Raw genomic sequence first — 14,281 nt, forward strand, 5'->3', positions numbered from 1 at the left:
ATCTCCGATCCCGGCCTCATTGCGCTGTACCGCTCACTCGCGGCACTCTTGCCGCCATGCCTGATTCTCTTCGATCCATTCACGTCGTTGCCGGCGTGATCACCGACCCCCGCGGGCGCATCCTGCTGACCCGCCGCACCGAAACGCGCGACATGCCTGGCCTGTGGGAATTTCCGGGCGGCAAGCGCGAGCCTGGCGAGACCTCCGAACAAGCGTTGGTGCGCGAGCTCAACGAAGAGCTCGGCATTGAGGCGCAGGTGGGCGATTGGGTGATGGAAGTGCCGCAGCTCTATCCGGACAAGCGGCTGCGCCTGGAAGTACGTCATATCACGAGCTGGAAAGGCAGCCCGCGCGGCCGCGAAGGCCAGGCCATGACCTGGGTGGCGGCAGACAAGCTGGCCCGCTATTCGATGCCGCCGGCCGACGTGCCGGTGGTGGGCGCGCTACGGCAGCCCGACCGTTACCTGATCACGCCCGAGCCGGAGGACGAGGCGCGCTGGCTGGAGGGCCTGGAGCTCGCATTGCACAACGGGATCACCCGGATCCAGCTGCGTGCGCGGCAGCTTGCGCCGGCGCGTTGGCAGGCGTTGTTGCAGCAGGTGATGCGCCTGCGTGGTCGCGCGCGTGCGCAACTTTTGCTCAATCGCGATATCGCGCTGGCTGCGGATCTGGGTATTGGCGTGCACCTGGGATCGGAGCAGCTGGCCGGTCTGCAGGAACGCCCGCTGCCTGCAGACCGACTCGTGGCTGCGTCGTGCCATGGCTTGGACGACCTGCGCCACGCCCAACGGATCGGCTGCGACTTTGCGGTGCTGGGCCCGGTGCAGGCGACCGCGTCGCATCCGGGCGCCACACCGATCGGCTGGGACGGTTTCGAGACCTTGCGCGAACAGGTCTGGCTGCCGATCTACGCGCTCGGCGGCATGCAGGGCGAAGATGTGCGTCAGGCGCGCTCGCATGGTGCGCAGGGTATCGCGGCGATCCGCGCGCTCTGGCCGCAATGAGCGCACCGCAGCGTCTGACGGCCGAACCGCCAGCGCAATGCCTTCGATCCCTGTTGCGGCGTGCAGCGGTCCTGCGGTGATCCCGCGCCGCCGGATGCCACGCATACGCTGCTAGAACGTCACCCAGAAGCAGTTGTATTGCCTGCGTAGCCGCAGCACGCTGCGCGCCGGCGTGCCGCTGGCGAGGTTCTGTTCCAGCCGCAGTCCCCAGGGGCGCGGGCGGCTGGGCGGGGTAGGCAGTGGCGCGTCGATGGCGCTGCCATCCAGCGACGATGTGGGCGCGGTGGTGTCGGCGTCCCAGGTGGGGGTGTCGCTTTGCGGATACATCGGCACGATATCCAGCAACGGGCGCTGCACGATGGCTTCCAGCCGGCTCAGCACCTGATTGGCGGCGGCATCGGATTGACCGCTCCACAGGTACAGGCTGGACAGGCGGTTGACGTCGCGGCTGTCCACCGCCAATTGCAGCAACGACACCAGTTCGCTCAGCCGCCGCGGGCAGCCGTAGCGATACAGGCCGGTATTGCCCTGCGGGCGGATGGCAGGCAGTGCGCGGCTGGCCGCGCCGACGTCTTCGCAGCGCCGGTCGGTGAACAGGGTTTGCCCGTCCGGCGCGACGCAGCGATGGATTTCCTGCGCCTGCACGCGCGCGGCGGGACAGGCGCAGAGCAAGAACAACAGGGGCAGAAGGCGATGCATCGGCGCAGCGTAGCCGGGTAAGCGTGAGCTGGCGACATACATGCGCGCGGGTGTGCGAGGGCGACGACTGGAATGCGAAGCAGGTGCTCAGCGTCCGAGCAGCTGCAACACCTGCGTGGTCGGCTTGGCCAGATTGAGGGTGTAGAAATGCAATGCCGGCGCGCCACCTGCGATCAGGCGCTGGCACAAGGCGGCCACGACCTCTGCGCCGAAGGCGCGCACTGCGTCGGCGTCGTCGCCGTAGGACTGCATCTTCTTGCCGATCCAGCGTGGAATCTCTGCGCCGCATTGCTCGGAAAACCGCCGCAGCTGCGAGAAATTGGAGATCGGCATGATGCCGGGAATGATCGGTATCTCCACGCCCATCCGCTGCACTGCGTCGCGGAAATGAAAGTAGGCATCGGCGTTGTAGAAATACTGGGTAATGGCCGCATCGGCGCCGGCATCGACCTTGGCCTTGAAATAGCGCAGGTCGCTGAGCGCGTCGGCCGCCTGCGGATGGGTTTCCGGATAGGCGCCGACTTCGATCCGGAACGCGGCGCCGTGCTCGGCGCGGATGAAGGCGATCAGGTCCGAGGCGTAACGCAGGTCGCCCGGATGGCCCATGCCCGACGGCAGGTCGCCACGCAGCGCAACGATGCGGGTGCAGCCGATGGCGCGATACAGCTTGAGCAGCTCGCGGATTTCCTGCCGGCTGCCGCCGACGCAGGACAGGTGCGGCGCCGCTTCGAAGCCATGCTTCTGCTTGAGGTGGCGTACCGTTTCGGAGGTGTAGCTGAGCGTGGAGCCGCCGGCGCCGAAGGTGCACGACACGTACTCCGGCGCGTAGCCCTTCAACCTGGCTGCAGTGCGGTCCAGTTGCGCGCGCTGATCATCGGTCTTGGGCGGGTAGAACTCGAAACTGAGATGCGTCATCGCGGCGGTTCCGGCGGATCGTCTGGCGATAATATCGCTTCATCGCGATGAATGCATATCAGATTGCGACGGTTCCGATGCGCACTGTCGCAGGGCCGGTGAGGGCGGCAGCACGCGGAATGGCAGGTTGGCATAGCCGGCGCGGCCGGCGTCATCGCGCACTTCCACAAACAAGCGGTAATTGCCCGGCGGTGGTGCGACCAAACGCACCTGCTCGCCCGTAGCGCGTGCGCCGTTGCGACCACCGGGCATGCGGTTCGGCGCAATGGCGGCATCGACCAGCGGTGGCAACGTCTCGGGGTCGCCCCCGATGCTGCGCGCGGTGCTTTCGCTGCGCACGTGCCAGTCGTAGCGCAGTACGGATGCGCCGCTGGCACGAATGCGTGCGGTCACGGCCTGGCCCGGGCGAAGGCTCACGCTGTCGGTGGCGCGTTGGCCAGCCAGCGTGAGCGCCGCTACCGTTGGCGCCCTGGTGTCTGGCCATTGGCCGGTCCACAGCAATTGCAATGTGTCCACGCTGGGCGTGGCCTCGCCCGAAGGCAGGAACAAGCCATACCAGGTGGGCGTGCGCTCCTGCTTGTCGCCCCACAGGAACACGAACGAGCCCAGCCCCTGTCGGGTATCGCTGGCGATGTCGCTGCGGTAGCGCTGTTCCAGCAATAGCGCCTTGCGCGTGCTGTCGTCTTCGATCGGTGCGCCCCAGCGAGTGGTCGGCGATTCCCAATGCCCGGTGGGGCCCCACTCGGTGACCACGTAAGGACCGCGCCACCCGCTCTCGTGCAGCTTCTGCGGCAGCGCTGCGATATCGCCGTAAAGCTGCACGGCGATCAGGTCCAATGCCGGCGCGCGCGTCTTGAGTTGGTCGATCAGCTGCTTGTCGAAACCGGCCAGCGTGGTGGTGACCGGATGATCCGGGTCGATGGCATGGATCGCCTCGGCGATCTCGCCGACCGCGTTCCAGACCTTGGGATTGGTGTAATCCAGATTGAGTTCGTTACCGACCACCCACATCAGCACCGCCGGATGCGCCGCCGATTGCCGTACCTGCGCGAGGACGCGCTGCAGTTGCTGTTTTACGGCCGCTGCATCGTCGTAATCGAAGCCATGTCGCTGGTTGCCGAGCTCGATGCCGACCGCCACTTTCAGGCCGTTGCGTTGTGCGCGATCGAGCAGGGCGCGCTGGCGTTGCGGGTCTGGATCCACGCGCCAGGTGCGCAATGCATTGCCGCCGCGTGCGGCCAGCGTTTCCGTGCTGCCATTGCCCAGGCCGGCACCCTTGATCACGAAGGGAGCGCCATCCACCAATAAGCGGTAGCCGTCTGCTTCCTGCGCAATGCGCACCTGCGCCGCGCTGACCTGCGTGCTCGCGGACAGTGCAAACACGCAAAGGGCGATGACGCGCGCGTTCCATGGCAGTTGCATGGCGGCGACTCCTGGTGGTTAACAAGACACCAGCATAGGCTTGGACACCGAGGTGCGGGCGGCCGCGCAGCATCTGCCTGGTTGGGGTTGCTTGCGGGCAATCGCATCCGGTTCTGGGGGTTTCTGTGCTGCCATCGCGCGCTTGCGTGCTTAAACCTGCGGCGCATTCGGCGAGCGCAAGCATTTCGCTTCATTTAGTCGCAATGCGACATGCAACAAGAGGCGGTGGGTTTGGCGCCGGCTCGGGGGCGCGTTGGCGCACAGCGTCGACGACCGTGTGCCTGCATTGGCCGAGCAATCCAGGGTGGATGGCGCCACGCTGCTGAGCGATGTTGCCGCATGGCGGTTACCCCGTCTCAGGCCTGTCGTCGAACCCGGCCAACCACTGCGTGCGATGTGGTGTTGGCGGCTGTCGATTCGACGAAGACAGGGTGGACGGCATCTGCATTGCGAGTGCATGGCCTGACTGCAGCCGCCCGATTGTGCGCGTTGATCCTTGCGATGCTGTCGACGATGACCGCTTGTCCAGTGCGCACGGTCTCTGAACACGACGGAGCACCACGACGTTGTCGACGACCCACCATCGCTGGCTTGCCGCTGCCGTGGCAATGCCTGCTGGAAACCGTGGGGTGCATCTGCGCCAGGCGTTGACGTCTGCACGCCTACACTGGGCGCACTTTCCATGGAGCGCTTTCATGAGCGATACCACGATGACCGCCATCGCCATCCGCGACGGCAAGGGCGACGCCGACGCGCTGTACGCCACCGAGCAACCGCGCCCGCGTCCTGCGCCGGGGCAGGTGCTGATCCGCGTGCATGCTGCCGGCATCAATCGCCCCGATCTGCTGCAACGCACCGGGCACTACCCGCCGCCACCTGGCGCGCCGGAAACGCTGGGGCTGGAAATCGCCGGCGAAATCGTCGAGCCGGCTGGTCGCTGGAAGGGGGGCGAGCGCGTGTGCGCACTGCTGGGTGGCGGCGGTTACGCGCAATACGCCGCCGTCGATGCGCGTCACGTCCTGCCGATCCCCGCCGGCATGGATCTGGTGCACGCGGCGGCGTTGCCGGAAACCATCTTCACTGCCTACGCCAATCTGTTCGAACACGGTCGGCTCGCGGCGGGCCAATGGCTGCTGTTGCATGGTGCGACCTCGGGCATCGGCGTTACGGCGATCCAGATGGCCAAGGCGGCGGGCGCGCACGTGCTGGCCACCGCGCGCTCGGCCAGCAAGGCGGCACAGGCGCGCGAGTTGGGCGCCGATGTGGCGATCGATTCCACCACTGCGTCGTTTGTCGAGGTGGCCAAGGCGCACGGCGGCGTGGATGTTGCGCTCGACATGGTGGGCGCTGCGGTCTTCGCCGACACCCTGGAAGCGCTCAACCCGCGCGGACGCATCGTCTACATCGCCTCGCAGGCCGGCGCCACCATCGAGGTGCCGATTCCGGTGCTGATGCGCAAGCAGGCGGTCATTACCGGCTCGACGCTACGCCCGCGCAATGCAGACGAAAAAGCCCGGCTGGCCGCCGAAGTGGAGCGGGTGGTGTGGCCATGGATCGAGCAGGGCAAGCTGCGCGTACTGCTCGACAAGTGCTTCCCGCTGAGCGAAGCGGCTGCGGCGCATCGTTACCTGGAGCAGGGCAGTCACCTGGGCAAGGTGGTGCTGGAGATGTAGCACGTAGCCACTGGCCTCAACCAGCTCGGCGCCAGCGGCTGCAGGCGCCGTGCGCCCGGCGATCGACAAGCGCCGGCCGCGCCACCGCGCAATTGCACAGCTACCTCGGCACGAGGTTCGCGTGTCAGTTCGCGGCCGCATCGTTTTACGCACACAGAGTTCGCACTGTTGCGCCTGAAACCACTGCCGCCTCGTGAGAATCCGCAGCCTGTTAACTCACGATCAATGGCGGCACACGAATGATGACGCGCTCTTTCTCTCAGGCCGTCCTGGCTTGCGCCGTCGCACTGGGTATGACCGGTGTCGCGCAGGCAGCCGAACAGGCACCTGCGCAACTCGCCGTCGGTGGCGCGCTGGCGCCGCAACGCATCCTGCAGGTGGGGTTGGTGCTCAAGCCGCAGGTGACCATGCGTCAGCAACAAGCGGCGGTGGAGCAGTGGTTGACCCGCGATGGCGGCGATCCGGTGTTGCGCGGCCAACTGGCACGCGCATCGGCTGCTTCCACCCGCGATATCGCACAGGTCAAGGCCTATCTGAGCCGGTATGGCATCACCGATGTACGCCCGGCCGTCGATGGCCGCCTGCTGCAGGTTCGCGCGACAGCGGCGGCATTGCAGGCTGCCCTTGGCACCCCGCTGCGGGCAGTGAGTGCCGATGGCCGCCTCGGCGTTGCCGCTGCTCAGGGCACGGTCGCAGTGCCGGCCGGCTTGCAGGCGGTTGTGCAAGGTGTGGTTGGCCTGGACGGCACGGCCGGCGCCAAGGTCACCCCGCACGGGGCGCCGCTGAGCGCCGCGCGCACATCGTTGTTGAACAGCAGCGCCGTGACGGCCGCCAACAGCGGCGGCGGCGCAGAAGTCGTGCGCCACAGCATCGAAGAGCTCAATAGCGCGTACGGCGCCGATACGCTGGCACCGGCCAGCGATATCGTCGGTGCGGTCATTGCCGCCGGCAATCTGGAAAATACCCTCGCGCGGCTGCAGAGCTTCCAGGACCTGCACGGCCTGCACACCCCGGTCACGGTGGTGACCGTGGGCGACCCTAGCGCGCCGGGTTACCAGTCCGATGCCGCCAGCAAGGATTCGGAAGTCGAGTGGGACATGGATACCCAGTTGCTGGTCGGCAGCGCCGGCGGGTTGAAGCGCCTGATCATCTACAACATCCCGGACTTTTCCTGGAAGAGCATGATCGATGGCATGGCGCGCGCGGCCGACGACAACCTGGCCCGCGTGGTCAGCATGTCGATCTATGGGCAGGAAATCCAGGTCAACGACGCGGTCTTCCAGGCCATGGACGCCAGCCTGACCAAGGCGGTGCGTCAGGGGCAGAACTTCCTGATCTGCAGCGGCGACGACGGCGTCTACCTGCCGCTGAGCGCACGCGCCAACGCGCCTTATTACGACACGCTGGCGGGGCGCCCGGACCTGCGCCAGGTCGGTTGGCCGGCTTCGCACCGCTACGCGATTGCGGTGGGCGCCACCGAGTTGCTGACCCAGGGCGGCAACCCCGGCAGCTACGCCTCCGAGCGCGTCTGGAATGCCGGTGTCGGCCGCCACCTCAGCCAGGGCGGCCTCAGCAAGATTGCCTATGCGCCGCAGTGGCAGCGCACCCTGCTGCCGGGGCAGACGGCCTCCGGCTACCGCGCTGTGCCCGACGTCAGCTTCAATGGCTCGTTCTACAGCAGTGCGCAGATCCGCGGCACCGATGCGCAAGGGAACGAGGCTGCCTGGTATGTGTGGGGGACCAGTGCCGCCACCCCGACCTTCGCCGGCTATATCGCCCGGCTGTTGCAGTCGCATCCCACTCTGGGCTTCGTCGCGCCGCAGATCTATCAGTACGCGAGCCAGCGTCACGATGCGCAGCGCGCCCATGACGTGGTGGTCGGCAGCAATGGCCTGTATCGCGATGGATACAACGCGAGCTACGGTTGGGACTTCGCGTCGGGTTGGGGCAGCATGAACATCGGCGACTTCGACCGTTTCCTGACGCAGGCAGCGCCATGACCTTCACTGCGCATGGCGAGCTCGCTGTCGCTGCGCATTAACCCACCGATATTCCAACGTTGCGTAGCGGCGGTGCTGGTTACCGTGGCGGCGTACAGTCGACCACCGCTTCGATGTGGTGGCCGTCCGGGTCGATGACGAACGCGGTGTAATAGTCATCGCCATAATCCGGTCGCAAGCCGGGTGCGCCATTGCAGTGACCGCCGTGCCGTAGCGCGGCTCGGTGAAACGCGTCCACGGCGGACGCGTCGGTGGCGGCAAATGCCAGATGGATTCCGACCCCCGGGGCACATTGCGTTGCCTGGCGTTGTTTCAACGCCAGGCAATCGTCGCCACCGGGCCTGCCATCGCCGACCGCCTGGTCGAGCGTGCCTGGCTCCAGATCGGACCACACCCGCACATAGCCAGGCGCACCCAGCGTTGCGTCGAAAAATTCGGCGGATATCTCGATCGTACGAACGCCCAGCGAAACGTGATGCAACATCGGTGCAGCCTTCGATGGCGACGGCACATCGGCGTGCCGGCAGCGATACTTGTCTGCACGCGCGCCGGCGTCAATCGCATGCTGCAAAAGAGGCTAGTGGCGTGTGGTCGAGCACCGCCAATTCCAACCGCCGCGCCGACACCATCTGCAGCCGTCGCGCATTGTCTTCGTGGCGCAACTGAGCAGGCCCGGTAGGCAGCGGCTGGCATACAGGTATAGCAAAACAAGCAGGAGAGATGTCTCGCAGTGGGCTGCACGCTGACCGTACACTGCGCCGTCGCGTGCGCTCTCCGCATCGCGCCGCTGCAGCATTGGCCAGGCAGTGTGCGTGCAGGCGTTCGCATCGGTGGCCACCCCTACCAGCACGAAGGTTTCGATGAAGCATCCAGACGCATTGCGTATCGCCCTTGTCGGGATCGGCAAGATCGCCCGCGACCAGCACGTGCCGACCATCGCCGCGCGCGACGATGTGCAGCTGGTGGCCACCGTGAGCCGGCATGGCACGGTCGACGGTGTGCCTGCCTATCACACCCTGGAAGACGCATTTGCCGCCCAGCCGCAGATCGAAGCGGTGGCCTTGTGCACGCCACCGGTCGGACGGCACGCTTTGGCGCAGGCCGCGTTGATGGCCGGCCGCCATGTGTTTCTGGAGAAGCCGCCGGCTGCCACGCTCGCCGAAATTCATGACCTGCAGGACGTGGCGCGGCGTGCGCAACGTAGCCTGTTCACCAGCTGGCATTCGCGTTGCGCAGCCGGTGTCGAGCCTGCCCGTGCATGGTTGGCCGACAAGCAACTCGTGCGCGCGCACATCACCTGGAAGGAAGACATTCGCCACTGGCATCCGGGCCAGGACTGGATTCTGGAACCTGGCGGCATGGGGGTGTTCGACCCCGGCATCAATGCGCTCTCCATCGTGACCCATCTGCTGCCGCGCAGCTTGGCGCTGCGCGACGCCGAGCTGCATACCCCGGAAAACCGCCAGGCGCCGCTGTATGCCAGGCTCGCATTCGTCGACACCGCAGGACTCCCGGTAACGGCCGAATTCGATTTCCTGCAGACCGGCCACCAGCGCTGGGACATCGAAGTGGAAACCACCGCGGGCCTGCTCATGCTCAGCGAAGGCGGGGCCAAGTTGAGCATCGATGGGCAACTTAAGGCGCTGCCAGCGTCCAGCGAATACGACGGCTTGTACGGGCGCTTCGTGCAGCTGGTGCGCGCGGGCCAATCGGAAGTGGATATTGCACCGTTCGTGCACGTGGCAGATGCGTTCATGCTCGGCGCGCGCCATGTCACCGCAGCGTTCGCCTGGTAAGTCGTTCTGCCGCTCGCCAATGGTGAACACCGCTGGTCAATGCCAGCGGTCCTGCGGCCGACTGCGATCGATGGAAGCGGGTTCGGGGCACACAATCGTGCGCCGCTGCCAGCGTCGTCCGCCCACCGCGGTGCGCGGTGCGCAGGAAACGGGCCGACTGCAAGGCGTATTGGCGGTCCATCGACGCGAGTAGGCCTGTACTGCACCCCGCGGCATCCTGGTGCAGTCGATCGGCGCCAGCACGTAAAGACAACGAAGCCCCCATACGCCGGCTGCGTCGGGGGCTTCGCCTTGATCGCCCTGCGGCGTTGGCGTGCAACGTCGCACGCCAACGTCGCAGTCACCATTTCAAACGATGGGAGCACTGCAACGTAGTGCCACCGCCATGCTGTGGTGGCTGCTCAGCGGCGCCACATGCGCGCCCCGCGCGCCGGCAGGGTAAAGGTGTACGAGCTGCTGGAAATGCGCACCACGTTGCCCGAGCCCAACGCGTCCACGTAGTCGGCATTCCAGTACAACACGCTGTTGTTCATTCCCACCGTGGTGGTGACCGGGTTGCCGCACTTGTTGATGCCCACGATGCCCAGGCTGCCGCGACGGAACAGGATGTGGCAGGAGCTGGACGACAAGACCTGCATGTCGGTGCCCTGCACGCCGTTATGGAAGCCGATCATGCGGCGCAGGTCGTCGCGGAGATAGGCGTTGACCCAGCGGTTGTCGCCGCTTTCGTTGTTGTCGGTATAGATCATCGGCATGCCGCCGTTGCGACCGATCAGGTATGCGTAGGCCAGCGTCTCATCCACCGGGTCGAGAATTGCGTAGCGGAAGCCGGCGTTGTTGGGAATGTCGTGGGTCACTGCAAAGGTCACGGCGCGATTGCCCGGCAATGCCTGTCCGGACGCGGCGGGGTCCACCAGCTGCTGCATGCTGGCGCCGATGGCGAACGCATTGCGCACCGCATTGAACAACGGAAAGTCGTAGGCTGCATGCGGCGTGGATTGCAGATACGGCGCCAGGAACTGGTCGTAATCGCCATTGCCAGTACCGCCGCCGGTAATCACTTCACCGAAGACATACACACCCGAGCGGATGCCGGCATCGAAGACGCGATTGAGATGGTCGAAGGTCATGTGCTTGGCCGCATCCACCCGGAAGCCGGTCACGCCAATGCTCTTGAGCGCTTGCAGATAGGCGCGCTGTTGCTGCACCACCCAGTCGTTGCCCACGAGATCCGGCAGGCCTGGATCGCTGCCGCCGCCGCAAATGCGGTAATTACGCACCTGGTAGGCGTCGTTGTAGTTGCTGATGCATTGCGCCGGGCCGAAATCGCTGGCGCTGAGGAAGTTTGACTGCAGCGTGCCGAACAGACGCAGCGAATCGTAACGGCCGGGGTTTGCAGCGTACTGCGACAGCACCGCGCTGCCCGGGTAGTTGAGATCCGAACGCGTGGCCGCTTCGTTGGCCATGTGGTTGAACACGATGTCGGCATAGGTTTCCACGCCGTTGTTGGCCAGCGCCTGGACCATCTTCTTGAATGCAGCGGTGTCGCCGAGCGGGTTGTCGATCAGGCGAATGTCCTGGGGCTGATAGCGCGCCCACCACGCGCTTCCTTCGGAGCGGTACGCGGGGGCGACCAACACCTTGCGATAGCCGGCATCGGCAATCTGCTTGGCGCGCGCTTCGACGGTGGCATACGGCCAGTTGAAGGCATGCAGGATGACATCGGCCTGCGCGTTGGCGGTGGTCAGCAGCAGGACCAACGCGGTCAGTAAGAGACGTGCACCGCGTTGTATCAGGGAAGGTGGGGCATGAGCAGGCGTGTTGCGCATCGGATCGATCTCCAGTGGTAAGCGCAGGCCGACGCGCAGTGCGCGATGCCCGCATCAAGGCTTCCGGCCCCTGTTCCGGAAAGCGCGCGCACGGCGTGCAGCGCGCGGTGATGCTAAGCGCGCATCGCGGCGCAGCATGGGGGTTGTGCATACGTATTCACTGCAGCGGGCCAGCAATCTGGGCGCGGGGTTGGGCGCCAACGGCGCGATTGGTCGCAAAAATCAGGGAACCACGCGGCCGTTGCGATCTCGCCTGCACTTGCCTTGTCACATCAAGGCTTGGCGATAGGCAATGCTCATCGTTAGCATGCGGCGCGTGCAACGCAGCCGTTGCAATCTCGCTGGACCGTCGCGGGTGACACAGATCAGCTGCTTCGCTGTTCGCCGCCGGCAGTGTGCACGTCATCGTTGCACGCTGCGCTGCCCTCGTGCGGCAAGGCCAAGGTGCCGATTTGCGGCTTGCATGCCGCATCCGCATCGCGCCGAGCAGCGATCGCCCGCCGCAGCGGCGATAAGCCCGAACCTGCGGCTGGCTGCGCCTGGCAGCGGCATGGCTGCAATCTGGATTGCAGGCGATCCCAACGGCTCGGCCCGGCCACGACGATGGGCCGGTGCTGGCCGCGTTAAACTAGTCGCCAGTCCACTGCCCGGCCTCCCGATGCGCAATCCATTGCAAGAACAGCTGCTCAAGGCCGGCCTGGTGAAAAAAGCCCAGGTGGACAAGGTTGCGCGCGAACAGGTCAAACAGCGCCATGCCAAGGGCGCGGCGGTGCAGCCGGCGGCGACGGACAAGATCGATGCGGCGCGCCTGCAGGCCGAGCGTGCCGAGCGCGATCGTGCGCTGGCCCAAGAGCGCAACGTGCAGGTGCGCCAGCAGGAAGTGCTCGCGCAGGTACGGCAGATCGTGGAGACCAACAAGGTCAAGCGCGAAGGCGAGATCGACTACCGCTTCAACGACGGCAGCGTGATCCGCAGCGTGCTGGTCAACACGACGCTGCGCAGCCAGTTGGCCAGCGGCGCGCTGGTGATCGTGCGGTACGGTGATGGTTTCGAGCTGATTCCGCGCGCGGCCGCCGACAAGGTTTACAGCCGCGATGCCAATGCGGTGGTGCTGGACCACGGACGCAACAGCGCGCCGGCTGCCGCCGACAGCGATGACGAGTACTACAGCCAGTTCAAGGTGCCGGACGATTTGATCTGGTAGCGCCGGCGAACGGCCGCGTTGGGTGATTGCCGGACGGTTCCCGCTCCGCCGCAGGCGCGCCATCGCTGCATGCTGCGTACCTGCATGCTGTCGGTGCATGTTCGGTGACTGTCGGGAACCAGGCCAGGCACTCGGGTCAGTCCGATCGCCGCGCGGTCGGCTGATGCTGATCAACGTAGTCGTGCGAACGCCTGCGCGCTACCCTGGCGCTCTTTGTCGCCGCATACCCCACTCATGTCGATCGTCCTGACCCAGTTCGCCCGCACCCGCTTGTTTCCGCGCGATGGGCGTCGCAATGCCATCCAGGACTGCACGCCGGAGCAGTTCATCCAGCGGCTCAACGACGAGGCGCCGCTACGCGTGATCGAGGGCTATGCGCCGTTTTGCCAATTGCATGTGCACCGCAACTGGACCTCGACCCGCTGCCTCACCATTCCCATTACCGAAGACAACCGGCACCTGCTGCGTTCCGGCTACGAGGCACGCAGCACGCAGGAATTGGCCGTGCTGGTGCGGTGGTTCGAAGGTGTCGAGCCACCGGTGGCCGCCTATCTGCTGCCCATCCTCTACAGCCGTAAGCAGTTGGCCAAAGAAGGCACGCCCATCGAGGCAGACTGGGGTGTGGTGGGTTGTCTGTACACCGCAGAGCCGGACGAGATTCCGATGGCACCGATCACCATGTTGCGCAATGCGCTGGGCGTGGAAGAGGGCGGCTCGGGCACGCCGCTGGACCGCGAGGCGTATCGGCGTAGCGTGGCGTTCTGGGAGCGCAATGCCAATTGGCGCGGGTGAGCGCGTCGTTGCGATCCGCGTTCTTGTCCGCCACTTAAATCGCGCATGGCGCGTGTAGTTGCCACATCCATCCTGACTGCCAATGCCGGGACGTACGCCACGGCTGCGTGCTAGGTTGCCGCCCTGCGTGTAACGGATCGGAGAATCGCCATGTCGTTAGAAGTGCTTGGTGCTGGCCTAGGCCGAACCGGGACGCTGTCGCTGAAGTTCGCGCTGGAACATTTGGGATTTGGACCGTGTTATCACGCCACGGAGGTCGCCGCGAACATGCGTACGGCACTGCCGCTGTGGAATGCCGCCGAGCGCGGTGCCGCAGACTGGTCGACCATCTTCGCCGGCTACCGTTCGAGCACCGACCATCCTGGTTGCTATTACTGGCGGCAATTGATTGAGGTATATCCGCAGGCCAAGGTCGTCCTGACGGTGCGCGATCCCGACAGCTGGTTCGAGTCGGTGACCCAGACCATCCTGATGCCGGGCAGAAAGAGCACCTTCGTCGGCCCCGAAGGCGAAACATTCAGTACGTTCTTGAAGCAGCAGATGGGCGGGCGCAGTCAGGACCGCGCCTTCATGGTCGACTACTTCAATCGCTGGAATCAGGCGGTGATCGATACGGTGCCAGCCGAACGGCTGCTGGTATTTTCGGCTCGGCAAGGCTGGGCGCCACTATGCAGCTTCCTCGGCGTACCGCTGCCGCACAAGCCTTACCCACACTTGCACGCACGGCCGCGGCTGCGTTGGTTTACGCGCGGCTTGCGTCTGCCGGACGACGTTGCCGCACGCGAGCGACATGTGCGCGAATATCTGGAGTACCTGCGCGAAGATCTGTTCGGATAAACGCACATTGCGTGGCTTATTCTGCGACACATGCCCGATAATTTGATTTTAAAAATAAAGTACCAACCATAATGTTGATTGGCCATATGACTATTGCTAGCCTGAATAAG

The 14,281-nt window shown here is 65.4% G+C and carries 12 protein-coding genes; 7 read left to right on the plus strand and 5 right to left on the minus strand.

Annotated elements, in window-relative coordinates; translation table 11 throughout:
* Nucleotides 1–56: 56 nt before the first annotated feature.
* Nucleotides 57–1,004: a Nudix family hydrolase gene (locus tag ACDH77_RS03865; RefSeq protein ID WP_008571815.1), complete on the plus strand. Its 948-nt coding sequence runs from the start codon at nt 57–59 to the stop codon at nt 1,002–1,004.
* Nucleotides 1,005–1,115: 111 nt separating this feature from the next.
* Here the strand turns inward: ACDH77_RS03865 and ACDH77_RS03870 are convergent, their stop codons facing one another.
* The 3 genes from ACDH77_RS03870 to ACDH77_RS03880 are packed head-to-tail and all read right to left on the minus strand — an operon-like array spanning nt 1,116 to nt 4,040.
* Nucleotides 1,116–1,745, minus strand: coding sequence for a hypothetical protein (locus ACDH77_RS03870; RefSeq protein ID WP_031421117.1), 630 nt, complete (start codon nt 1,743–1,745; stop codon nt 1,116–1,118).
* A 45-nt stretch (nt 1,746–1,790) separates the two neighbouring features.
* A complete protein-coding gene (gene metF, locus ACDH77_RS03875) occupies nt 1,791–2,618 on the minus strand; it encodes a methylenetetrahydrofolate reductase [NAD(P)H] (RefSeq protein WP_008573251.1) in 828 nt (275 codons plus the stop codon).
* 39 nt (nt 2,619–2,657) lie between these two features.
* The gene (locus tag ACDH77_RS03880) at nt 2,658–4,040 is read right to left on the minus strand and encodes a glycoside hydrolase family 2 TIM barrel-domain containing protein (RefSeq protein WP_031421118.1); all 1,383 of its coding nucleotides are present in this window, start codon (nt 4,038–4,040) and stop codon (nt 2,658–2,660) included.
* 695 nt (nt 4,041–4,735) lie between these two features.
* Between ACDH77_RS03880 and ACDH77_RS03885 the strand changes: the two genes are divergently transcribed.
* Nucleotides 4,736–5,713, plus strand: coding sequence for an NAD(P)H-quinone oxidoreductase (locus ACDH77_RS03885; RefSeq protein WP_031421120.1), 978 nt, complete (start codon nt 4,736–4,738; stop codon nt 5,711–5,713).
* Nucleotides 5,714–5,952: 239 nt separating this feature from the next.
* A complete protein-coding gene (locus ACDH77_RS03890; protein ID WP_031421122.1) occupies nt 5,953–7,713 on the plus strand; it encodes a S8 family serine peptidase in 1,761 nt (586 codons plus the stop codon).
* A gap of 79 nt (nt 7,714–7,792) precedes the next feature.
* Here ACDH77_RS03890 and ACDH77_RS03895 read toward each other — a convergent pair whose 3' ends face one another.
* Complete coding sequence (locus ACDH77_RS03895) at nt 7,793–8,197, minus strand: VOC family protein (RefSeq protein WP_031421125.1); 405 nt, start codon at nt 8,195–8,197, stop codon at nt 7,793–7,795.
* Nucleotides 8,198–8,573: 376 nt separating this feature from the next.
* Here ACDH77_RS03895 and ACDH77_RS03900 point away from each other — a divergent pair, with 376 nt between their 5' ends.
* A complete protein-coding gene (locus ACDH77_RS03900) occupies nt 8,574–9,509 on the plus strand; it encodes a Gfo/Idh/MocA family protein (RefSeq protein WP_031421127.1) in 936 nt (311 codons plus the stop codon).
* 401 nt (nt 9,510–9,910) lie between these two features.
* Here the strand turns inward: ACDH77_RS03900 and ACDH77_RS03905 are convergent, their stop codons facing one another.
* Nucleotides 9,911–11,338, minus strand: a complete 1,428-nt coding sequence (locus ACDH77_RS03905; protein ID WP_046932400.1) for an alpha-amylase family protein — start codon at nt 11,336–11,338, stop codon at nt 9,911–9,913.
* Between the two features lie 658 nt (nt 11,339–11,996).
* On the opposite strand from ACDH77_RS03905, the gene ACDH77_RS03910 reads away from it, so the two are divergent.
* The 3 genes from ACDH77_RS03910 (at nt 11,997) to ACDH77_RS03920 (ending at nt 14,171) form a co-directional block, all read left to right on the plus strand.
* Nucleotides 11,997–12,542, plus strand: coding sequence for a DUF2058 domain-containing protein (locus ACDH77_RS03910; protein ID WP_008573524.1), 546 nt, complete (start codon nt 11,997–11,999; stop codon nt 12,540–12,542).
* A 234-nt stretch (nt 12,543–12,776) separates the two neighbouring features.
* A complete protein-coding gene (locus ACDH77_RS03915; RefSeq protein ID WP_008573525.1) occupies nt 12,777–13,334 on the plus strand; it encodes a DUF3228 family protein in 558 nt (185 codons plus the stop codon).
* Between the two features lie 150 nt (nt 13,335–13,484).
* Nucleotides 13,485–14,171 carry a sulfotransferase family protein gene (locus ACDH77_RS03920; protein WP_005910850.1) on the plus strand — a complete coding sequence of 229 codons (687 nt, stop codon included), beginning with the start codon at nt 13,485–13,487 and terminating at the stop codon, nt 14,169–14,171.
* Nucleotides 14,172–14,281: the final 110 nt, after the last annotated feature.

The sequence above is a fragment of the Xanthomonas axonopodis pv. maculifoliigardeniae genome (assembly GCF_041519315.1).
GTDB lineage: Bacteria > Pseudomonadota > Gammaproteobacteria > Xanthomonadales > Xanthomonadaceae > Xanthomonas > Xanthomonas euvesicatoria.